At 61.2% G+C, this 21,003-nt stretch carries 19 protein-coding genes and 1 pseudogene; 8 read left to right on the top strand and 12 right to left on the bottom strand.

Annotated features, from left to right (window positions below):
* Positions 1-16: 16 nt before the first annotated feature.
* Entirely contained in the window at positions 17-475 is a 459-nt protein-coding gene (locus DARO_RS21975) for a hypothetical protein (protein ID WP_011289323.1), read from the top strand.
* Positions 476-477: 2 nt separating this feature from the next.
* On the top strand, positions 478-1,059 hold the full coding sequence (locus tag DARO_RS18350; protein WP_011289322.1) for an OmpA family protein: 582 nt from the start codon (positions 478-480) through the stop codon (positions 1,057-1,059).
* Positions 1,060-1,131: 72 nt separating this feature from the next.
* Here DARO_RS18350 and fba read toward each other — a convergent pair whose 3' ends face one another.
* The 10 genes from fba to DARO_RS18300 form a co-directional block, all read right to left on the bottom strand.
* Positions 1,132-2,196 (bottom strand): class II fructose-bisphosphate aldolase, encoded by a 1,065-nt coding sequence (fba, locus tag DARO_RS18345; protein ID WP_011289321.1) that lies wholly within the window; start codon positions 2,194-2,196, stop codon positions 1,132-1,134.
* 50 nt (positions 2,197-2,246) lie between these two features.
* Entirely contained in the window at positions 2,247-3,680 is a 1,434-nt protein-coding gene (pyk, locus tag DARO_RS18340) for a pyruvate kinase (RefSeq protein WP_011289320.1), read from the bottom strand.
* Between the two features lie 91 nt (positions 3,681-3,771).
* On the bottom strand, positions 3,772-4,953 hold the full coding sequence (locus tag DARO_RS18335; RefSeq protein WP_011289319.1) for a phosphoglycerate kinase: 1,182 nt from the start codon (positions 4,951-4,953) through the stop codon (positions 3,772-3,774).
* Between the two features lie 38 nt (positions 4,954-4,991).
* Entirely contained in the window at positions 4,992-6,029 is a 1,038-nt protein-coding gene (locus DARO_RS18330) for a type I glyceraldehyde-3-phosphate dehydrogenase (protein WP_497462998.1), read from the bottom strand.
* Between the two features lie 70 nt (positions 6,030-6,099).
* Positions 6,100-7,128, bottom strand: coding sequence for a type I glyceraldehyde-3-phosphate dehydrogenase (gap, locus tag DARO_RS18325; RefSeq protein ID WP_011289317.1), 1,029 nt, complete (start codon positions 7,126-7,128; stop codon positions 6,100-6,102).
* 21 nt (positions 7,129-7,149) lie between these two features.
* Positions 7,150-9,156: a transketolase gene (tkt, locus tag DARO_RS18320; protein ID WP_011289316.1), complete on the bottom strand. Its 2,007-nt coding sequence runs from the start codon at positions 9,154-9,156 to the stop codon at positions 7,150-7,152.
* A gap of 119 nt (positions 9,157-9,275) precedes the next feature.
* A complete protein-coding gene (locus DARO_RS21970) occupies positions 9,276-9,929 on the bottom strand; it encodes a hypothetical protein (protein ID WP_011289315.1) in 654 nt (217 codons plus the stop codon).
* Between the two features lie 42 nt (positions 9,930-9,971).
* On the bottom strand, positions 9,972-10,988 hold the full coding sequence (locus DARO_RS18310) for a class 1 fructose-bisphosphatase (protein WP_011289314.1): 1,017 nt from the start codon (positions 10,986-10,988) through the stop codon (positions 9,972-9,974).
* 33 nt (positions 10,989-11,021) lie between these two features.
* Positions 11,022-13,505 carry an EAL domain-containing protein gene (locus DARO_RS18305; protein ID WP_011289313.1) on the bottom strand — a complete coding sequence of 828 codons (2,484 nt, stop codon included), beginning with the start codon at positions 13,503-13,505 and terminating at the stop codon, positions 11,022-11,024.
* Positions 13,506-13,595: 90 nt separating this feature from the next.
* The gene (locus DARO_RS18300; RefSeq protein ID WP_011289312.1) at positions 13,596-14,150 is read right to left on the bottom strand and encodes a thioredoxin family protein; all 555 of its coding nucleotides are present in this window, start codon (positions 14,148-14,150) and stop codon (positions 13,596-13,598) included.
* Positions 14,151-14,191: 41 nt separating this feature from the next.
* Here DARO_RS18300 and DARO_RS18295 point away from each other — a divergent pair, with 41 nt between their 5' ends.
* The 4 genes from DARO_RS18295 to DARO_RS18280 are packed head-to-tail and all read left to right on the top strand — an operon-like array spanning position 14,192 to position 18,059.
* The gene (locus DARO_RS18295) at positions 14,192-14,929 is read left to right on the top strand and encodes a 16S rRNA (uracil(1498)-N(3))-methyltransferase (protein WP_011289311.1); all 738 of its coding nucleotides are present in this window, start codon (positions 14,192-14,194) and stop codon (positions 14,927-14,929) included.
* A gap of 3 nt (positions 14,930-14,932) precedes the next feature.
* The gene (gene pap / locus DARO_RS18290) at positions 14,933-16,438 is read left to right on the top strand and encodes a polyphosphate:AMP phosphotransferase (protein ID WP_011289310.1); all 1,506 of its coding nucleotides are present in this window, start codon (positions 14,933-14,935) and stop codon (positions 16,436-16,438) included.
* Positions 16,435-17,754, top strand: a complete 1,320-nt coding sequence (argA, locus tag DARO_RS18285; protein ID WP_011289309.1) for an amino-acid N-acetyltransferase — start codon at positions 16,435-16,437, stop codon at positions 17,752-17,754. The genes pap and argA overlap by 4 nt, the downstream gene beginning before the upstream one ends.
* A gap of 32 nt (positions 17,755-17,786) precedes the next feature.
* The gene (locus DARO_RS18280; RefSeq protein WP_011289308.1) at positions 17,787-18,059 is read left to right on the top strand and encodes an oxidative damage protection protein; all 273 of its coding nucleotides are present in this window, start codon (positions 17,787-17,789) and stop codon (positions 18,057-18,059) included.
* Positions 18,060-18,151: 92 nt separating this feature from the next.
* On the opposite strand, the gene DARO_RS18275 is transcribed toward DARO_RS18280, so the two are convergent.
* Together DARO_RS18275 and DARO_RS18270 are read right to left on the bottom strand one after the other, a co-directional pair.
* On the bottom strand, positions 18,152-18,583 hold the full coding sequence (locus DARO_RS18275) for a PaaI family thioesterase (protein ID WP_011289307.1): 432 nt from the start codon (positions 18,581-18,583) through the stop codon (positions 18,152-18,154).
* A gap of 30 nt (positions 18,584-18,613) precedes the next feature.
* Entirely contained in the window at positions 18,614-19,831 is a 1,218-nt protein-coding gene (locus DARO_RS18270) for an MFS transporter (protein ID WP_011289306.1), read from the bottom strand.
* A 98-nt stretch (positions 19,832-19,929) separates the two neighbouring features.
* On the opposite strand from DARO_RS18270, the pseudogene DARO_RS23375 reads away from it, so the two are divergent.
* Positions 19,930-20,067 (top strand): annotated as a pseudogene (locus DARO_RS23375) (LysR family transcriptional regulator); the annotation flags it as partial.
* 135 nt (positions 20,068-20,202) lie between these two features.
* The gene (locus tag DARO_RS18265; RefSeq protein ID WP_497463069.1) at positions 20,203-20,814 is read left to right on the top strand and encodes a LysR substrate-binding domain-containing protein; all 612 of its coding nucleotides are present in this window, start codon (positions 20,203-20,205) and stop codon (positions 20,812-20,814) included.
* Positions 20,815-21,003: the final 189 nt, after the last annotated feature.

Raw genomic sequence — 21,003 nt, 5'->3', positions numbered from 1 at the left:
TGCGTAAGGAGCCGATATGCAGAAGGTTTTTCCTCAATTGCTGGTTTGGTCGGCGCTGCTCGTCGCCACCAGCCCCGTCGGTGCCGCTGCCGACGACTGGGTCGCTCAGATCAAGGTTACGCAGGGCGATGTCGTTATTTATCGCGATAACCGAAGCCTCCCCGGGGAACTCGGCAAGCGCCTGAAGGAAAACGATATTATCGTTACCAGCGCTGACAGCGCCGTGGGCATGACCTTCAACGATAACTCCATGCTTGCGCTGGGCGCCAACAGTGAGGTCGTTCTTCGTCGCTATTCCTACGACCCGACCACCTACATCGGTGCCTTCGATGCCGTCGTCAATCGCGGCACCGTCTCGGTGACGACCGGCAATATCGTCAGCCAGTCCGCCGAGGCCATGCATTTGACGACGCCTGATGCCGAATTGCGGCCCGGCAAGCCTGGCAGCTTTGCCATCAGCGTGGACGGGAGATAAGCATGAAACTGCTCACCTTGCTTTTCAGTACTCTGTTCCTTGCCGCTTGCGCACAAGAGCGCTACGTCTTGCTGCCCGATGCGTCCGGGCAAAGCGGCAGGCTGCTGGTTAAGCCCAGGCAATCGCCGCCGCTCACCCTTGATCAACCCAATGCCTTGTCGACCTCCGGTTTCTGGGGGATTGGCCAGCGGCGGGCAGAGGCCGACGAGGTTAAGGCCATTTGGGGCGGCTCCCTGGCGGCGACTCCCCAGCCCCCAAAGAAATTCATGCTGTATTTCCTCGAAGGGACCAGCGAGTTGACCGCGGATTCGAAAAAAGAACTGGACGGTGTTTTCGACGAAATCAAGAAACGCAAGGTGACTGATATCGTGGTCATCGGTCATACCGACACGGTCGGTTCGCAGGAGTCCAATGATCGTCTGGCCGAGGCCAGAGCCAAGGCCATGCAGGCGGAACTGGAGCACCTCGGTGTCGATGCCGGGTCGATCAAGGTCAGTGGCCGTGGCGAACGCGAGCCCCTGGTCAAAACAGCCGATGAAGTCGCCGAGCCGCTCAATCGGCGTGTCGAGATTCAGGTGCGTTGATCGGTGCGCACCTGCAGACTCACCGCCGGATAGCCTCCGGCGGTAGTGCTGCGGTCAGCCGGAAAAGCCGGCTTATTTGACGATCTGGTTCAGCTCGCCCTTGGCGTAACGTTCGGCCATCTTGTCGAGGCCGATCGCCTTGATCTTGCTGGCGTTGCCGGCGGTACCGAAGGCTTCAAAGCGGGCCAGGCAGATTTTCTTGGCAGCTTCGCGGGCCGGCTTCAGGTAGTCGCGCGGGTCGAACTTGTCCGGATGCTCGGCCAGGTAACGGCGGATGGCGCCGGTCATGGCCAGGCGGATGTCGGTATCGATATTGACCTTGCGCACGCCGTGCTTGATGCCCTTGACGATTTCCTCGACCGGCACGCCGTAGGTTTCCTTCATGTCGCCGCCGAATTCGCGGATTTCAGCCAGCAGTTCCTGCGGCACGGAAGACGAACCGTGCATGACCAGGTGGGTGTTCGGGATACGGGCGTGGATTTCGGCGATGCGGTCGATGGCGAGGATGTCGCCGGTCGGCTTCTTGGTGAACTTGTAGGCGCCGTGGCTGGTACCGATGGCGATGGCCAGCGCGTCGCAGTTGGTCTGCTTGACGAAGTCGGCGGCCTGCTCGACGTCGGTCAGCAGGTCTTCGCGGGTCATGTGGCCTTCGGCGCCGTGGCCGTCTTCCTTGTCGGCCTTCATGGTTTCCAGCGAGCCGAGCACACCCAGTTCGCCCTCGACGGACACGCCGATGGCGTGGGCGAATTCGGTCACCTTGCGGGTCACTTCAACGTTGTATTCATAACTGGCGACGCTCTTGCCGTCGGCCAGCAGCGAACCGTCCATCATCACAGACGAGAAACCGGAACGGATGGCGCCCATGCAGACGGATGGGCTCTGGCCGTGGTCCTGGTGCATGACGATGGGAATGTTGGGGTAGGCTTCGAGCGCGGCCAGGATCTGGTGGCGCAGGAAGGGCTCGCCGGCGTATTTGCGGGCGCCAGCCGAAGCTTGCATGATGACCGGGGCGTCGACCTGGGCGGCCGCTTCCATGATGGCCCAGACCTGTTCCATGTTGTTGACGTTGAAAGCGGGCAGACCGTAGCCGTTTTCGGCGGCGTGGTCGAGCAGTTGGCGCATGGATACGAGCGGCATGGTGACTCCTGTTCGTTAACGTGTTTAGCTGATTTTTATATTTTACTCGCCTAGTCGAGTTGGTGCTCGCCCACCCGGACGATCTTAAGGGTATTGGTGCCGCCGGTGGTGCCGATTGGTTCACCGATGGTCAGGGCGATCAGGTCGCCCTTTTCTACGACACCGCGATCGATCAACAGTTGCTCGGCTTCAGCCAACAGGCGGTCGCGGTCGGTGTGCTGCTGCTTCATCGGCAGCGGGCAGACGCCGCGAAAGAGCACCATGCGGCCGACCGATTCGGCATCCGGGGTCAGTGCGTAGATGGGCACGCCGGAGTTCATCCGGCTCATCCACAAGGCCGTCGAGCCGGACTGGGTCAGTGCAGCGATGGCCTTCACCTTGAGGTGATGCGCCGTCCAGATGGCGGCCATGGCGATCGACTGGTCGATGCGGGTGAAGATGCGGTCGAGGAATTCGCGGTCGAGCGTGACTTCGGCCGAGCGTTCGGCTTCAACGCAGATGCGGGCCATCGATTCGACGGTTTCGACCGGATACTTGCCGCTCGCCGTTTCGGCCGACAGCATCACGGCGTCGGTGCCGTCGAGCACGGCATTGGCGACGTCGGAGACTTCGGCGCGGGTTGGCACCGGCGAGGTAATCATCGACTCCATCATCTGGGTGGCGGTGATGGTCAGCTTGTTCCTGTCCCGCGCCATGCGGATCATCTTCTTTTGCAGCGCCGGCACCGAGGCGTCACCGACTTCGACGGCGAGGTCGCCGCGGGCGACCATGATGCCGTCGGAGGCATCGAGGATTTCAGCCAGATTGGTGATCGCTTCGACGCGCTCGATCTTGGCGATCAGCACGGCGGTGCTGCCGGCAGCGCGCAGCAACTGGCGCGCCATATACATGTCGGCGGCGCTCTTCGGGAAGGAGACAGCGACGAAATCGACGCCGATGTCGGCGGCCGTCTTGATGTCGTCCATGTCCTTGCCGGTCAGTGCCGGTGCAGTCAGGCCGCCACCCTGGCGGTTGATGCCCTTGTTGTTCGACAGGTCGCCGCCGACGATGATGCGGGTGTAAATCTCATGACCGCGAACGCCGGTCACTTCGAGTTTCAGGCGGCCGTCGTCGAGCAGCAGAATGTCGCCATTGACCACATCCTTCGGCAGATCCTTGTAATCAAGGCCGACACGCTCCTGATTGCCGAGCGGGCACTGGGCATCGAGAATGAATTTTTCACCGGGAACGAGGGTGATCTTGCCTGCCTCGAACTTGCCGACGCGAATCTTCGGACCTTGCAGGTCACCCAGGATGCCGATAGTGCGACCGTGTCTGGCTGCTGCCGCACGGATGCCCTCGGCGCGCGCCCGGTGATCGTCGGCCGTGCCGTGCGAGAAATTCATGCGCACCACATCGATGCCCGCCAGCACCATGCGGTCGAGAACTTCCGGCGTTGAAGAGGCGGGGCCCAGCGTGGCAACGATCTTGGTATGGCGCAACATGTCTTCTCTATCCCTGATTGTTATTTGGTTTTTTTGGTTGTTTTTCAAGTCGACAGTTGGACTCTCACTGTCGACCTGAATTCCCAGCTTGTTATGCGGCGCGTTCTTCGAGGATGGCGATGGCCGGCAGGGTCTTGCCTTCGAGGAACTCCAGGAAGGCGCCGCCGCCCGTCGAGATATAGCCAACATCGTCGGCGATATGGAACTTGGCGATGGCAGCCAGCGTGTCACCGCCGCCGGCAATCGAGAAAGCCTCGGAGTGGGCGATGGCGGAGGCCATCATCTTGGTGCCGCCGGCAAATTGCGGCAATTCGAAAACGCCGACCGGGCCGTTCCAGACGATGGTGCCGGCATTGGCGATGATTTCGGCAAACTTGGCGGCGGTCTTCGGACCGACGTCGAGGATGCGGTCGTTGGCGTGTACGTCATCGACCGAAATCTTGTTGGCGCGGGCCAGGGCCGAGACTTCGTCGGCGACGACGACGTCGGTTGGCAGGGGGACTTCGGCGCCGCGTTCCTTCATGATGTCCATGATGGTGTGGGCTTCCTTGACCAGATCCGGCTCGGCCAGCGAGTGGCCAATCCGCTTGCCGTCGGCAAGCAGGAAAGTGTTGGCGATGCCGCCACCGACGATCAACTGGTCGACCTTGCTGGCCAGCGACTTGAGGATGGTCAGCTTGGACGACACCTTGGAGCCGCCGACGATGGCGACCAACGGACGTTTAGGCTCATGCAGTGCCTTGGACAGCGCATCGATTTCAGCGCCCATCAGCATGCCGGCACAGGCGACCGGGGCGTACTTGGCGATGCCGTGGGTGGTGGCTTCGGCACGGTGGGCGGTACCGAAGGCGTCATTGACGTAGATGTCGCACAGCTTGGCCATCTTCTGGGCCAGTTCGTCATTGTTCTTCTTCTCGCCCTTGTTGACGCGGCAGTTTTCGAGCAGGACGACTTCGCCCGGCTTGACTTCAAAGCCGCCATCGACCCAGTCGGTGATCAGGCGGACGGAGGTATGCAGCATCTGGCCGAGACGCACGGCGACCGGCATCAGGCTGTCTTCGTGATTCAGTTCGCCTTCGGTCGGCCGGCCGAGGTGGGAGGTGACCATGACGGCGGCGCCTTTTTCCAGGCAGTACTTGATCGACGGCAGCGAGGCGCGGATGCGGGTGTCCTCGGTGATGTTGCCGGCTTCGTCCTGCGGCACATTGAGGTCGGCGCGGATGAAAACACGCTTGCCGGAAACATCGAGGTCGGTCAGCTTGATAACGTTCATGTCTATCTCCTTGGTTTTGATTAAGTGCGATTCTGTGGCTACCGCGTTGGCCAAAGCCGCGACCAATGGTCGGCGACCTCGAGCATGCGGTTGGCGAAGCCCCATTCGTTGTCGAACCAGACGAACAGGTTGACCAGGTGCGTGCCGCTGGTCCGCGTCTGGCTGCCATCGACGATGGCCGAATGCGGGTCGTGATTGAAATCGATCGAGGCGTGGGCGGCCTCGGAATAGGCGACCAGTTTCTTCAGCGGGCCATGGGCAGCGTTGGCCAGCAGGGTATTGATACTGTGCGCCGACATCGGGCGCTGGGTATTGATCGTCAGGTCGATGGCCGAGACATTGGTCGTCGGCACGCGGATCGCCTTGGCCTGGACGCGGCCGGCCAGTTGCGGCAACAGGCGTTCGACGCCACGGGCCAGGCCGGTCGATACCGGGATGATCGACTGCATGGCGGAACGGGTGCGCCGCAGGTCATCGTGATGATAGCCGTCGATCAGCGGCTGGTCGTTCATGACCGAATGCAGCGTGGTCAGCATGGCCTGTTCGATGCCGATCTCGCGATCGATCAGGTCGAGCAGCGGCACGATGGCATTGGTCGTGCAGGAGGCGGCCGAAACCAGCCGCTCCTTGCCGGTCAGCGACTGCTGGTTGATGCCGGTGACAATGGTGGCATCGACATCGTCAGCGCTGAGACCCGGGTGGGACAGCAGCAGACGCGGGCAACCAGCATCGAGAAAACGGGTCAGTTCCGGGCGCCGGCCGTAGATGCCTGAGCACTCGACGACCAGATCGATGTTGCTCCAGTCCACTTCTTCCGGGGTCCGGGCGTGACTGACGCGAATGGGCTGGTCATCAATCAGCAGTTTGTCGCCGGTGATCTCGACATTGCCGGGAAAGCGGCCGTGCGTCGAATCGAAGCGGGTCAGGTAGGCCATGCTCTCCAGGTTGGCCGGCTCATTGATGGCGACGACCTGAAGCTTATGTGCGACCGAGGACTCCAGTAGTGCACGCAGGAAACAGCGACCGATACGGCCATAACCGTTGATGGCAAGACGCAGTGGGGCAGTATTGGGCACGTTGAAGGGCAAAGCTTTCCGCTAGGGTGAAACAAAAGGGGCCTTGCGGCCCCTTTTCATACCAGGCCAATTACTTGGCGGCCATCCAGGCGCGGGCAGCGTCCAGCATGCGGCAGGAGTAACCCCACTCGTTGTCATACCAAGCCAGGACCTTGACCAGCGTGCTGCCGTCTTCACCCTGGATGACGCGCGTCTGCGTCGCATCGAAGGTGGAAGAAACGGTGGTGTGGTTGAAGTCGGACGAGACCAGCGGCTCGTTGTTGACGTCCATCACACCCTTCAGCGGGCCGTTGGCGGCAGCGGTCATCAGGGCGTTGATTTCGTCCTTGGTGGTGGCGCGGCCGGCGGTGAAGGTCAGGTCGACCAGCGAGACGTTGATGGTCGGCACGCGCAGGGCGAAACCATCGACCTTGCCGACCAGTTGCGGCAATACCAGGCCGACGGCCTTGGCAGCACCGGTCTTGGTCGGGATGATGTTGGCCGCAGCGGCACGGGCGCGGCGCAGATCCTTGTGGCGAACGTCGACGGTGACCTGGTCGTTGGTGTAGGCGTGGATGGTGGTCATCAGGCCTTGCTTGATGCCGATGCTGTCGGACAGGATCTTGGCGACCGGTGCCAGGCAGTTGGTCGTGCACGAAGCGTTGGAAACGACGGTCATGCCGGACTTCAGGATGCCTTCGTTCACGCCATAGACGATGGTGGCATCGACGTCGTCGCCGCCCGGGGCGGAGATCAGTACGCGCTTGGCGCCCTGTTCGAGCAGCGGCAGGGCCTTGGCCTTGGAGGTGTAGGCGCCGGTGCATTCGAGAACGATATCAACGCCGTGGTCGGCCCAGTTGATGTCCTTCGGGTTCTTGGTCGAGTAGAAGGCGATCTTCTTGCCGTCGATGATGATGCAGTTTTCACCTTCGGTTTCGACGCTGGTACGGAAACGGCCGTGCGTGGTGTCGTACTTCAGCAGATGAGCGTTGGTCGCCAGATCGCCGGCGGCATTGATGGCGACGACGTCGAATTCATTCTGCAGACCCTGCTCGTAAATGGCGCGCAGCGTGCAGCGACCGATACGACCGAAACCGTTGATTGCAACCTTGATAGCCATGAACTTCTCCTCTTTAGATAATCAGGACAACAGTGCCTTGGCCGTCTTGACGACGTTGGCGACGGTGAAACCGAACAGGTCGAACAGCTGGCCGGCCGGTGCGGACTCGCCGAAGCGGTCGATACCGATCACGGCGCCATGCAGGCCGACGTACTTGCGCCAGAAGTCCGGGTGAGCGGCTTCGATGGCGATGCGTTTTTTGCAGGCGCCGAGCACCGAGGCTTTGTATTCGGCGCTCTGGCGGTCGAAAACATTGGAGCAGGGCATCGAGACGACGCGGGTCTTGATCCCTTCGCCGGCCAGTGCAGCCTGGGCGTCGAGCGCCAGCTTGATTTCGGAGCCGGTGGCAATGAAGGTGATCTGCGCTTCGCCATCCGCTTCGGCCAGTACATAGCCGCCCTTGGCGATGTCGGCATCGGCCGCCTGCTGGGTGACGGTCGGCAGGTTCTGGCGCGACAGGGCGAGGATGCTCGGGCCATCCTTGCGCTCGACCGCTGCGGTCCAGGCAATGGCCGTTTCGGTCGCGTCGGCCGGGCGCCAGACGTCGAGGTTCGGGATGATGCGCATCGACGGGATATGCTCGACCGGCTGGTGCGTCGGGCCATCTTCGCCGAGACCGATGGAGTCATGGGTATAGACCATGATCTGGCGCTGCTTCATCAACGCCGCCATACGGATGGCGTTGCGGGCGTAGTCGGAGAAGACCAGGAAAGTCGCGGTGTAGGGCACCAGGCCACCATGCAGCGCGATGCCGTTGGCGATGGCGGTCATGCCGAATTCGCGCACACCGTAGTAGCAATAGTTGCCGCCCTCGGTGCGGGTGACGCCCTTGCTGCCCTTGACGAAGGTCAGGTTGGAGCCGGCCAGGTCGGCTGAGCCGCCGAAGATTTCCGGCACGGCCGGGACCAGTGCGGCAATGGCGTTCTGCGAAGCCTTTCGGGTGGCGATGTTCTCGGCCTTGTCGCGGCAGGTGGCGATGTAGGCGGCCTTGGTCGCTGCCCAGTTGGTTGGCAGTTCGTTCTTGATGACGCGGCGCTCGAATTCGGCGGCTTCGGCCGGGAAGGCGGTGCGGTAGGCAGCGAAACGGGTGCTCCAGTTTTCCTCAAAAACAGCACCGGCCGGCTTGCGATTCCAGGCGGCGTAAATGTCGGCCGGGATTTCGAAGGCCGGGTGGTTCCAGCCGATGTAAGCGCGGGCGGCAGCGATTTCGTCCTTGCCGAGCGGGGCGCCGTGGCAGTCGTGCGATCCCTGCTTGTTCGGCGAGCCGGCGCCGATGGTCGTCTTGCAGCAGATCAGGCTGGGCTTGTCGGTGACTGCCTTGGCGGCGAGCAGGGCGCGTTCTATGGCGTCGGAATCATGGCCGTCGACGTGGGCGACGACATGCCAGCCGTAGGCTTCAAAGCGCTTCGGGGTGTCGTCGGTGAACCAGCCTTCGACGTGACCGTCGATCGAGATGCCGTTATCGTCCCAGAAGGCGATCAGCTTGCCGAGGCCGAGCGTGCCGGCCAGCGAGCAGGCTTCATGCGACACGCCTTCCATCAGGCAGCCGTCGCCCAGGAAGACATAGGTGTGGTGATTGACGATTTCGTGGCCGGGTTTGTTGAACTCGGCGGCCAGCACCTTTTCAGCCAGCGCGAAGCCGACGGCGTTGGTGATGCCCTGGCCGAGCGGGCCGGTGGTCGTTTCAATGCCCGGCGTGTAGCCGTATTCCGGATGGCCCGGGGTCTTGGCGTGCAACTGGCGGAAATTCTTCAGGTCATCGATCGACAGATCGTAGCCGGTCAGGTGCAGCAGCGCGTAGAGCAGCATCGAGCCGTGGCCGTTCGACAGCACAAAGCGGTCGCGGTCGGCCCAGTGCGGGTTGGCCGGGTTGTGACGCAGGTGGCGGCGCCAGAGGACTTCGGCGATTTCAGCCATGCCCATTGGGGCGCCGGGATGCCCGGAGTTGGCCTGCTGGACTGCATCCATGGCGAGGGCGCGGATGGCGCCGGTCAGGGGAGAAAACTTGGGGAGGTTGCTGACGCTCATGATCCGGAAATCCAGCCTGCTGAAAAGACTAAATTATCCGGGAAATGCCCCTTCTTGGGTAGGGCAATATGGCAAAACGGCAGGCCAAGTTGGCCTGCCGTTCTTGTGTTTTGCCATGCTTACTGAATTTTTGGGTCGTAATTGATCATCATCAGGATGCCTTGTCCGCCGCCCCAGCTGCCGCCGGTATAGGCAACGCTGCCCTGGCCGGCATAGACCGCTTCGTAGCGATGGCTGTCGCCACCGAAATAGAAGGGAATCCAGGCCTTGGCCGTGACGTAGGCGCGAATGTTCGACGTGACACCGAGGATGCGCTCGACTTCAGATTGATGCATGCCAATCTGCAGTTTTGCCCACTTGCTGCCCGGTGGAATGGTGCCGTAAACCTCGCCGTCGAAAGTGCCATCCTTCGATTTCATCGCGCAAGGGTTGCAGGCCTTGCCGGCCGTGCCGCCGGTGACGGCCGTGGCCGCCGCTTCCGGCTTGGCAGGTTCGGATGTCTTGGCTGTGCTGGCCGATTTTGGCTTGGCCGGTTCGCAATCGGCGGGTGGTGTGTCAGTCTTTTTCGCGGTCTTGGACTTGGTGCTGGTTTTCTTCTTCGTTGTTGGTTCCGGCGGACACTCCGGCTTGGCCGGTGTGGCGGCAGGCTGGGTTGCGCTGGCGGAGGCCGGCGCCGGGGCCGCTGCCGTGTCTTCCGGCTTGGAGTCGTTGCTCTTGCAACCGGCGAGAATGGTGCCGGCCGCGAGAAGCAGTGCGAAGCTGAGTTTTTTCATCACGTTGTCCTATGACATTGTTCGATGGGTAACTGTAGCAGGTCAGGCGCTGTGATAGCCAGTGACGCGCTCAACTTCGTTTTTCGAGCCGAGGATGACCGGCACCCGCTGGTGCAACTTTTCCGGCTGGATGTCGAGGATGCGCTGGCGGCCGGTGGTTGCGGCGCCGCCAGCCTGCTCGATCAGCATGGCCATCGGGTTGGCTTCGTACATCAGGCGCAGCTTGCCGCCCTGGCCCTTGATCTTGCTGTCCATCGGGTACATGAAAATGCCGCCGCGGGTCATGATGCGATGCACGTCGGCGACCATTGAAGCGACCCAGCGCATGTTGTAATCCTTGCCGAGCGGCCCTTCCTTGCCGACCTGCATTTCCGCGACGTAGCGCTGGACCGGGGCTTCCCAGAAGCGCTGGTTGGACATGTTGATGGCGAATTCCTTGGTGTCGGCCGGAATCTGCACATTTTCCAGGGTCAGGATGAACTGGCCCTGCTCGCGGTCGAGGGTAAAGACCGCGACGCCGTCACCAACCGTCAACACCAGCAGCGTCGTCGGGCCGTAAACGGCATAGCCGGCGGCCACCTGTGCAGTGCCCGGTTGCAGGAAGGCTTGTTCCGCAGCCTCCGGGGTGCTCAGGTCGGCGCCTTCGGGGCATTTGAGCACCGAGAAAATGGTGCCGATCGAGACATTGACGTCGATGTTCGAGGAGCCGTCGAGCGGGTCGAAGGTCAGCAGGTATTCGCCCTTCGGGAAGCGGTGCGGCACCAGGTGCGGCAGGTCCATTTCCTCGGAGGCCATGGCGGCGAGGTGACCGCCCCATTCGTTGGCGTCGAGCAGGATGTCGTTGGATAGCACGTCGAGCTTCTTCTGCGCTTCGCCCTGCACGTTGTCGCTGCCGGCTTCGCCGAGCACGCCGCCCAGCCCACCTTTGCCGATGGCAATGGAAATGGCCTGGCAGGCGCGGGAAACGACTTCAATCAGCAGCTTGAGGTCGCCAGTGATGACGCCCTTGTTGCGTTGTTCTTCGGTGAGATAGCGAGCCAGCGTGCGCTGCTGTGTCATGGGGACTCCTGCATCAATGACAAAAGCAGGATTTTACTCTGCTGTGTCCCGGGCGTGCAGGAAGGCGAATGCCGCGGCGCCGGTCAGCGGCTTGCTGAACAGGAAGCCCTGGACTTCATCGCAGCCGTTGGCGCGCAGCAGTTCGTGCTGGTCTTCGGTTTCGACCCCTTCGGCAATGACGTTCAGGCCGAGGGAGTGGGCCAGTGCGATGGTGCCGAAAGCGATGGCACGGTCGTTCAGGTCATGCTCGATATCGGCGACGAAGGAACGGTCGATTTTCAGATGGTCGATCGGGAAGAGTTTCAGGTAGGCCAACGAGGAATAGCCGGTGCCGAAATCGTCGATGGCCAGTGTGACGCCCATGCGGCCCAGTCGCTCCAGAATGTGGATGGCTTCCTGCGGATTCTCCATCACCGAGCTTTCGGTAATTTCGAGTTCCAGCAGTTCGGCCGGCAAGCCGGAGGTCGTCAGGGCGTTGGCGACGGTTTCGCAAAAATCGCGGCGGCGTAGCTGGCGGGCCGAGACATTGACGGCAATCCGCAGTGGCTTCAGGCCGGCGTTGATCCAGCGGGCCATCTCGTGGCAGGCGGTGGCCAGGACCCAGTCGCCGATTTCGACGATCATGCCGGTTTCCTCGGCCACCGGAATGAAACGGGCCGGGGAAATCATGCCGTCGGTCGGGTGGTGCCAGCGGAGCAGCGCCTCGACACCGGTCGGGGTGGTGTCCTCGGCACGGAACTGGGGCTGGAAGACTAGGCTCAATTCGTTGCGGGCGATGGCATGGCGCAGCTTGCGCTCGATGTTCAGGCGCTCGGCCGCCGTGCGGTTCATGTCCGCAGCGAAGAACTGGTAGTTGTTACGGCCGGCTGCCTTGGCATGGTACATCGCGGTGTCGGCGTTCTTGAGAACGATATCGCCATCGGGACCGTCGTCCGGAAAGATGCTGATACCGATCGACGGGCTGGTGTGCAATTCGTGGCCTTCGGCTTCGATGGCCGTGGAGAGCGCCGAGATGATCTTGCCGGAGACAATGGCCGCGTCGGCCGGGGAGCTGATGCTGGGTAGGATGATGACGAACTCGTCCCCCCCCAGGCGGGCAACAAAATCAGTTTCCCGGAGCAGGTTCGACAGGCGGCAGGCGACTTCGCGCAACATCTCGTCACCGACCTGGTGCCCCAGGGTGTCGTTGATGATCTTGAAACGGTCGAGGTCAATGAACATGACCGCCACCGTCCAGCCGTGTCGGCGCGCCTCCGGCAATAGCTGGGCAAGGCGCATCAGCAGCGCGAGGCGGTTCGGCAGCCCGGTCAGCGCATCATGCTGGGCGATATGCCGCATGCGGTCTTCCGCCTGCTTGCGCTCGGTAATGTCGGCCAGAATCCAGACGTAATGGGCGGGCAGGCCGCTTTGCGGGTCGTCGACGCGGTTGATTCGTGCGCCGGCAGGGAAGTTGCTGCCGTTTTTCTGGGTGACTTCGAGTTCGCTGCTCCATGAGCCGCGCATGGAGATCTGTTCCTGGAAGTCTTTCTGCGAGATGCCTTCGTCCAGACTGATCAGGCCGAACACGGTCTGGCCGATCAGTTCAAACGGCTCATAGCCCGTCATCTCGGTCGTGGCCGGGTTGATCGACAGGATACGGTGTTGGTCGTCGGTGAAGATGATGCCGGCCGGCGTATGGCTGTAGACTTTTTGTGCCAGTTGCTCGCGTTCGGCGCTGGCGCGCCGTTCGGATATGTCGGTGTAAACAGTGACAAATCCCCCTTCGGCCAGCGGAACGCCGCGGACTTCGAGGGTCTTTCCGTTTGGTCGGGTGCGTTCAAAATAGTGATGGCTCGGGTTCTTGGCTCGCTCCATCAGGGTGGCCACGATCTTTTCCGGATCACCGGGGCCGTATTCCCCACGCATGGCGTTGAAGCGGAACAGGGTCTCCATCGAAACGCCCGGCTTCGCGAGTTCGGCCGGGACATCCAGCAGGCGCGGAAATGCGGTATTGAACAGCACGAGATTGCCAGCGCTATCAAACAGGCTGACCGCACTGGGAATGCTTTCGATCACTGTCTGCAATTGATTGTGCTGCGTCCGGAGTGCTGTTTCAGCGGCTTTTCGGTCGGTAATGTCGGTGTAGGTTGTAATGAAGCCGACCAGTTGTTGGTCAATGAATAGCGGTTCACCCTGAACCAGGTGAGTGTTTCCGTTTGGTCGAGTCCGCTCGAAGCTGTGTGCTTCAAATTTGTTGGCCAGCGCCGTGATGCGCTCGACGTGGGCCTCGGGCTCGCCCGGGCCATATTCGCCCCGTTGAGCCGGTACCCGGACCAGTTCTGAAAAGTGAACGCCTTCGTAAACGATTTCCGGCGGCAGGTTCAATACATTGATGAAACCCTGGTTCCAGACACGCAGGCGTAACTGCTCGTCAAAGACGCTGATGCCTTGCGGCATGTTCGAGACGACTGCCTGCAAATAGGCTAGCTGGCGGCCGATATCGCCAGAGGGTAGCGCGGATGCGTCTGCTGATGTCAATGGGATGGTAAATCAATCGTGCGATGTTTAATGATAGCTCAGGGAGCGCCTATCGCTTGGGTGGTTTTTTCCAGTTCTGGTGATTGTTTGTTATAAATCCCACTTTATTGAGCAGCCGATTGAGGCGGTTTGCTGGCTTGGTCCCCGCCCGCTGCGGGCAATGTCGCTCATGGCCTCAAACAGTTCCCGGCGGGCATCGGCTGGCGCGGCGGCGCGCCCGGAGGCGTCGAGCCGGCCACGGTACTGCAGTTCGAGTTGGCTGTTGTAGCCGAAGAAATCGGGCGTACAGACGGCGCCATAGGCGCGGGCTACCGACTGGGTTTCGTCGTAGAGGTAGGGAAACGGAAACGCCAGTTCCTCGGCCCAGCGTTTCATGTTTTCCGGTGCGTCATCCGGGTAGGCGGTGACGTCGTTGCTCATGATCGCGACGCAGCCGATGCCGTGGCTGGCAAGTTCCCGGCAGTCTCGGATCAGGCGGTCGATGATTGCCTTGACGTAGGGACAGTGGTTGCAGATGAACATGACCAGCAAACCCTTTGGGCCCCGGCAGTTGGCTAGCGTGTGGCGTCGGCCATCGGTACCGGGCAGGTCGAAATCGACGGCCGGTTGACCGAAATCGCACACAGGAGGGTTCAAAGCGACCATGTTTCTCCACTCCAAAAGGCATTTCGCCCATAATAGCACTGATGAATTCACCCCGTTTTTACTGCCGAGAAGCCCTTTCGCCGGGGGCGCATATTGAACTTCCCGAGCCGGTGGCTCGTCATGCGGTGCGCGTATTGCGCCTGCCACCCGGGGCGCCGATGGTGCTCTTCGACGGACGTGGCGGCGAGTATCCGGCACATATCGAACGTATCGAGCGTGATCGGGTGTTTGCAGTGCTCGGTGCCTGGTGCGAAATAGAGTGCGAATCCCGCTTGGCGATCACGCTGGTGCAGGCCTTGCAGGCTGGCGACAAGATGGATTTCACCATTCAGAAGGCCGTCGAGCTGGGCGTGCGCGACATTGTGCCGGTCGAAAGTCGGCGCAGTGTCATCCGTCTGGCCGGGGAGCGGGCCGCCAAGCGGGTGGCTCATTGGCAGGGCGTTGCCGCTTCGGCCTGCGAGCAGTGCGGGCGCAATCAGGTGCCGCTGGTGGCGCCCCTGGAAAAACTGGAACACTGGCTGGCCAGACCAAGCCATGGTGAGTTGCGCCTGATGCTGGCGCCGGACGCCGAGGATACCTTGGCCTCAATCCGGCCGGTTGGTCAGGTTCAGTTGCTGATCGGGGCCGAAGGGGGGCTCGATCCGCAGGAGGTGATGGCGGCCAGGCAGGCAGGATTTCAGGCGGTCCGCCTGGGGCCGCGTGTCTTGCGCACGGAAACGGCGGGTCTGGCAGCGCTGGCGGCGCTGCAGGCCTTATGGGGCGATTTCAGGGAGGGTTAGGCGATGTTTGAATCTGCAGAACTGGGCCACAAGGTCGACAAGGCAACCTTTAAGCGCGAAGTACCGAAACTGCGCGCCGAGTTGCTCGATGTGCAGTACGACATGCTGGAAAAGAAGGAATTTCCGGTCGTCATCCTGATCAGCGGCGTCGACGGTAGCGGCAAGGGCGAGACGATCAACCTGCTCTACTCGTGGATGGACCCGCGCCATATTTCGACGCTGGCCTTTGCGACGCCGAGCGACGAAGAGGCATCGCGACCCTACATGTGGCGCTACTGGCGCGCCTTGCCACCCAAGGGCAAGGTCGGCATTTTCGCCGGTTCCTGGTATTCGCAGCCGATCACCGATCGCATCAACGGCGACATGCGGCGTTCCGACCTTGATGAGCGTCTCGACGACATCAACCGCTTCGAGACCATGCTGGTCAACGAAGGGGCGCTGGTCCTGAAGTTCTGGTTCCACCTGTCGAAGGAGGGGCAGAAGACCCGCCTCAAGGCGCTGGAGAAAGATCCGCGCACGGCCTGGCGGGTGACCAGGGAAAGCTACGATCGCCTGAAGACCTATGGCCGCCTGCAACAGGTGGCCGGCCACGTGCTGCGCGTGACCAACACGGCGCATGCGCCGTGGATCATCGTCGAAGGCACCGACGACGAATACCGTTCGCTGACTGTCGGTCGCATCGTGCTCGACGCGATGAAACGCCGCCTGAGCCAGGAAGGCCTGCAGCGTGTGCCGGTGGCGCCGCCGATCGTTCATCCGATCGACGAGAAAAATGTGTTGAGCGAACTGGACCTGACCCAGACGCTGACCAAGAAGGATTACGAGTCACAGCTGGCCAAATATCAGGCGCGGTTGTCGGAGCTGGTGCGTGATCCGCGTTTTGTCGGCAAGCGTTCGCTGGTGCTGGTCTTCGAAGGTTCGGATGCGGCCGGCAAGGGGGGCAGCATTCGTCGGGTCGCCGCCTCGATGGACGCCCGGCAGTACCAGATCATCCCGATTGCCGCACCGACCGAAGAGGAACGGGCGCAGCCATACCTGTGGCGCTTCTGGCGGCATCTGCCGCGGACCGGCCGGGCAGCGATCTTCGACCGTTCGTGGTACGGCCGCGTGCTTGTTGAGCGGGTCGAAGGCTTCTGCGCCGAGGCTGACTGGCTGCGCGCCTATGCCGAGATCAACGATTTCGAGCACCAGTTATCCGACTCCGGCGCCATTGTCGTCAAGTTCTGGCTGCAGATCAGCGCCGATGAGCAATTGCGCCGTTTCAAGGAGCGTCAGGATACCGAGTTCAAGCGCTTCAAGATTACCGACGAAGACTGGCGCAACCGTGAAAAATGGGATGACTATGTGTCGGCGGTCTGTGACATGGTCGATCGCACCTCGACCGGTCTGGCGCCGTGGACGCTGGTTGAGGCCAACGACAAGAACTTTGCCCGGGTTAAAGTGCTGAAAACCCTGTGCGAACGGATCGAACTGGCCCTGAAAGACGAAGGAAAATACACCGAAAAATGAGCGATACCCCTTACGACGAGCATTTCGTTTCCTGGTTTCGGGCGGTGACGCCCTATATCAATGCCTTTCGCGGCAAGACCTTCGTCATCGCCTTCGGTGGCAAGGCGGTGGCCAGCGAGTTTGCCAAGACGCTGGCCTATGACGTCAACCTGCTGGTCAGCCTGGGCATCCGCCTGGTCCTGGTCCATGGTGCCCGGCCGCAGATCGAGGAAGAGCTTGCCGAGAAAAACCTCGAGTCGAAGTACCACCGCGGCTACCGGGTGACCGATGCGGCGGCGCTCGACTGCGTGCTCGATGCGGTCGGCAGCGTCTATCTCGAAATCGAGGCCATGCTGTCGCAGGGCTTGCCCAATACACCGATGGCCAACAGCCGCATTCGCGTGATCGGTGGCAACTTCATCACCGGCCAGCCGATCGGCGTGCTTGACGGTATCGACATGCATTACGCCGGCAAGGTGCGCAAGGTGGACGCCGAGGGTATCAATGCCCAGCTTGGACTCGGCAACATCGTGCTGCTCAACTGCGAAGGGCCGTCGCCGACCGGCGAGATCTTCAACCTGCAGATGGAAGAAGCGGCCGAGGCCGTGGCCGCGGCAATCAAGGCCGACAAGCTGGTCTATCTGACGGACAGCAAAGGGGTCACCGACAAGGCGGGCGAATTGCTCGACGCGATGACGGCCGATGAAGCATCACAGTTGCTGCAGGATGCCGACTGGCTGACGACCGATATCAAACGCTATCTGCCTTGTGCCGTACGGGCCAGTCGGGTCGGCGTCGGCCGGGTGCATCTGATCGGCTTCGAGCAGGATGGCGCCTTGCTGCGCGAATTGTTTACCCACGATGGCGTCGGCACGGTGGTCACGCGCGAATCGCTGGAGAATATCCGCGAAGCCAAGCCGGACGACATTGCCGCGCTGATCGCACTGATCGAACCGATGGAGCAGGAAGGCATTCTCGTCCATCGGCCGCGCGAACTGCTCGAGCGCGAAATCGACCGCTTCTCGATCATGTTGCACGACGGCATCATCGTCGGCTGCGCGGCGCTCTATCAGCATTCGGAAGAGGAAGCCGAACTGGCCTGCCTGGCGGTCAATCCCGATCATCGCGAATGGGGTTATGGCGAGCAGTTGATGAAGCGCATCGAAAAGCGGGCGCGTAAATCCGGCATCAAGCGACTGTTCGTTCTGACGACCCGCACCGAGCACTGGTTCGTCGAGCGTGGCTTCAAGCTGGGCACGGTCGATGATCTGCCGGCAGGCAAGCGCGACATGTACAACTATCAACGGCGCTCCAAGGTGCTGTTCAAGCCCTTATAATTTCGCCAAACCTATTTTCTACGGAGTTTCACATGGCACGTACCGTCAACTGCATCAAGCTCGGCCGCGAAGCCGAAGGCCTCGATTTTCCTCCCTACCCGGGCCCGCTGGGTCAGCGCATCTTTGAACACGTTTCCAAGGAAGCCTGGCAGCAGTGGATCAAGATGCAGACCATGATCATCAACGAAAACCGCCTGAACCTGGTCGATGCCAAGCACCGCAAGTACCTGGCCGAGCAGGTCGAAAAGCACTTCTTCGGCGAAGGCGCCGATCAGATTCAGGGCTACGTCCCGCCGGCCGCCTGATTTTTGCCGGATCAAGCAAAACCTCGCTGCGGCGGGGTTTTGTTTTTTCAGGGTGACTTCGGCGCTTCGATCTGGATGTATTGGCGTGACCCTCAGGCCTTTGGCCAAAGAATCATCTGGGTGCATCGGAAAAGGGCGATTTTTTTTCCGTTGGTCTCGTCCGTCACTACGGCATCCCAGACTTGCGTGTTGCGGCCCAGGTGCTGAGCTGTCGCGTGACAGGCGATACTGCCTTCCTTCACCGTTCCCAGATGGTTGCTCTTCAATTCAATGGTGGTGAACGACTGGGCGCCTTCCGGCAGATGCGCGATGGTGGCATAGCCGCAGGTCGTATCAGCCAGCGCGACGATGCTGGCAGCGTGCAGGAAATCGTTCGGGGCGAAGTGTAATTTCTTCACCGGCATCCGGCTCTTCAGGGAGCCTTCGGTCAACGCCAGCATTTCCAGTCCGAGAAATCCGGGCAGGTACTCATCGCCCATCTCGTTAAGCCGCTCGATCGAAACGTCAGCCCGTAATTTGTTCATTTGCTGCTCCTCGCTTCCGGTGGGTTCAACTCAGGCGGGTGTGGCAACTGGTGCGGCCATGGGGGCTTCGCGAATCGGCAGGTTCACCAGGGCCGCGAGGCTGGCCAGAACCATGTCGGCGTACCACATCCAGCTAAAGTCACCGAATTGGCTGATCGCGATGCCGCCCAGCCACGCACCGAGAAATCCGCCAATCTGGTGGGACAACAAGGTCAGCCCGAACAAGGTGGCCAGAAACCTTGTGCCAAACAATTTTCCGACGATGGCCGCGGTGGGTGGCACGGTCGCCAGCCAGGTAAAGCCAAGCCCGGCCGCAAACAGGTAGTAATTCCATTCCGTGCGCGGCACCAGCAAATACCAGGCGATGAGAAGTGCCCGCGAGGCGTACATGACTGCCAGTACGTATTTGCTGCGATAGCGCGCCACGCACGAGCCGGCAAACAGGCTGCCGAAGACGTTGGCCAGGCCAATAATGGCCAGGGACCAGCTGGCAACGCTCGGCGGCAATCCGCACAAATTGACTTCGCCTGGCAGGTGCGTCACCAGGAATGCGATATGAAATCCACAGGTAAAGAAGCCGGCGTGCAGTAGCCAATAGCTCGGACTCTTCAACGCAGTCCGGATGGCATCGCCAAGCCGTTGCTCGCTTTCGGCATGGTGCGGCGTCGTGGAGCCTGGGCCCGTCAGCTTGCCGATGAGCGGAAGGGTGGCCAGCGCGGCGATGGCCATCGCCCACATGGCGCCCATCCAGCCAATGGATTGAATCAGTTTCTGCAGCAGTGGAGCAAAGATGAACTGGCCGAATGAACCGCCGGCGTTGATGACCCCCGAGGCCGAACCGCGTGATTCGAAGGGCAGTCGCTGGGCAGCGGCGCCAATGAGCACGGAAAAGCTGCCGGCGCCTGAGCCGATGGAGGCCAGCACGCCGAGGGCGATGGTCAGGCCAAAGCCGCTTTGAACAAACGGCGTAATGGCGCAACCCAGGGCCAGGGTGATCAACCCGGCGACCAAAACGGCGCGCGGACCATAGCGGTCAGCGACGGCTCCGGCGATGGGCTGGATAGCTCCCCAGGTGAACTGGCCGATGGCCAGTGCCAGACTGATGGTGGCCACGCCCATCCCCGTCGTGCTGTTCAGCGGGCTGACAAAAAGCCCGAACGACTGGCGAATCCCCATCGTGACCATGAGAATGCCGGCAGCGGCCAGGGTGACGACCAGTACATCGGGACGGCGGAGGGAATGGAACATGATTCCGGTGGCCAGTGAAAGTGGTGACCAAATTGTGTCCTTCAGGCCAGGTCCCAGCAAATCATTTAATATGGACGATATTATAGAATTTCTATCTTATGAGCCGATTTCCACCACTCAGGGCGCTGGTTGTCTTTGATGCCGCGATGCGAAGCGGGAGTTTTTCTGTTGCCGCAGACGAGCTGTGCGTGACCCCCGGTGCCGTTGGTCAGCAGATCCAGAAACTTGAAGATTGGCTGGGCATCCCATTGTTTATCCGCCAGGTCCGGCAGGTGCAAGCCACCGAGGATGCCAGGGCGTACTGGCAGCGGATTCAACCGGCGCTCGCCCAGATTGCCGATGCGAGTCATAAATTCCGGGATAGTCGAAGCATGGCGGTCACGCTATCGATGCCGCCCAGCTTTGCCGCCAAGTGGTTCACGCGTCGAATGGCTCGTTTGCTGACCCAGCATCCGGAAATCGAGTTGCATTTGAATGCCACTACTGCCTTGGTCGACTTCGAGCGTGAATCCGTCGACTTGTCCATCCGTTATTTCAACGGGCAAGCCCCCAGTCTTGATGCAAGCTTGCTGTTCAAGGACGAGGCTCGCGTGTATTGCAGTCCGGAATACGCGAGAGCGCTTAATCTGGACGTTCCCGAGGATTTGGGGCACGCCACCTTGCTGCTGACCACCATCCATCCCCTTTGGCCGCAATGGTTGAGCCAGTTCAGCTTGCTTGATGAGCGCAAAATCGCAGCCATTCCCCGCATCCACTTCGATCAGTCCATGATGGCCATTGAAGCAGCCAAACTGGGGCAAGGCGTAGTCATGGCCAGCCCGCTGCTCGCCGCGGGAGAACTGGCCGATGGGACCTTGATCGAGCCTTTTGGGCATTACCTGCCACTGAGCAATGCGTATTACGTTGTTCATCACAGCAAGTTGCCGCTGCGCCCCGCGGCCATGCTGGTCAAGCAGTGGCTGATTGACGAGGCTCGTCAATAAACCAAGGTGCCAGGCATCCGCCTGGGCATGGAATCGAAATCATTTTCGGCTAAGGCCTAGTGGGGTTTTAGGCGCTGAAGCCTTGCATCTCGATGCCTTTGCTTGCGTCGCTCCTTCCATGCGGTACGCAAGCGGTCGCCCGATATTGATACTGGCGGTGGTGATCTGACGAGGGTTGGTAAAGAGGCT

The sequence above is a fragment of the Dechloromonas aromatica RCB genome (assembly GCF_000012425.1).
Note: the sequence above shows the minus strand (reverse complement) of the source record. Positions and strands in the feature narration are given on the sequence as shown.

Coding starts and splice junctions, on each gene's coding strand:
- DARO_RS21975 (WP_011289323.1), top strand. CDS start 17: ATGCAGAAGGTTTTTCCTCAATTGCTGGTTTGGTCGGCGCTGCTCGTC.
- DARO_RS18350 (WP_011289322.1), top strand. CDS start 478: ATGAAACTGCTCACCTTGCTTTTCAGTACTCTGTTCCTTGCCGCTTGC.
- fba (WP_011289321.1), bottom strand. CDS start 2,196: ATGCCGCTCGTATCCATGCGCCAACTGCTCGACCACGCCGCCGAAAAC.
- pyk (WP_011289320.1), bottom strand. CDS start 3,680: ATGTTGCGCCATACCAAGATCGTTGCCACGCTGGGCCCCGCCTCTTCA.
- DARO_RS18335 (WP_011289319.1), bottom strand. CDS start 4,953: ATGAACGTTATCAAGCTGACCGACCTCGATGTTTCCGGCAAGCGTGTT.
- gap (WP_011289317.1), bottom strand. CDS start 7,128: ATGGCTATCAAGGTTGCAATCAACGGTTTCGGTCGTATCGGTCGCTGC.
- tkt (WP_011289316.1), bottom strand. CDS start 9,156: ATGAGCGTCAGCAACCTCCCCAAGTTTTCTCCCCTGACCGGCGCCATC.
- DARO_RS21970 (WP_011289315.1), bottom strand. CDS start 9,929: ATGAAAAAACTCAGCTTCGCACTGCTTCTCGCGGCCGGCACCATTCTC.
- DARO_RS18310 (WP_011289314.1), bottom strand. CDS start 10,988: ATGACACAGCAGCGCACGCTGGCTCGCTATCTCACCGAAGAACAACGC.
- DARO_RS18300 (WP_011289312.1), bottom strand. CDS start 14,150: ATGGTCGCTTTGAACCCTCCTGTGTGCGATTTCGGTCAACCGGCCGTC.
- DARO_RS18295 (WP_011289311.1), top strand. CDS start 14,192: ATGAATTCACCCCGTTTTTACTGCCGAGAAGCCCTTTCGCCGGGGGCG.
- pap (WP_011289310.1), top strand. CDS start 14,933: ATGTTTGAATCTGCAGAACTGGGCCACAAGGTCGACAAGGCAACCTTT.
- argA (WP_011289309.1), top strand. CDS start 16,435: ATGAGCGATACCCCTTACGACGAGCATTTCGTTTCCTGGTTTCGGGCG.
- DARO_RS18280 (WP_011289308.1), top strand. CDS start 17,787: ATGGCACGTACCGTCAACTGCATCAAGCTCGGCCGCGAAGCCGAAGGC.
- DARO_RS18275 (WP_011289307.1), bottom strand. CDS start 18,583: ATGAACAAATTACGGGCTGACGTTTCGATCGAGCGGCTTAACGAGATG.
- DARO_RS18270 (WP_011289306.1), bottom strand. CDS start 19,831: ATGTTCCATTCCCTCCGCCGTCCCGATGTACTGGTCGTCACCCTGGCC.
- DARO_RS18265 (WP_497463069.1), top strand. CDS start 20,203: ATGGCGGTCACGCTATCGATGCCGCCCAGCTTTGCCGCCAAGTGGTTC.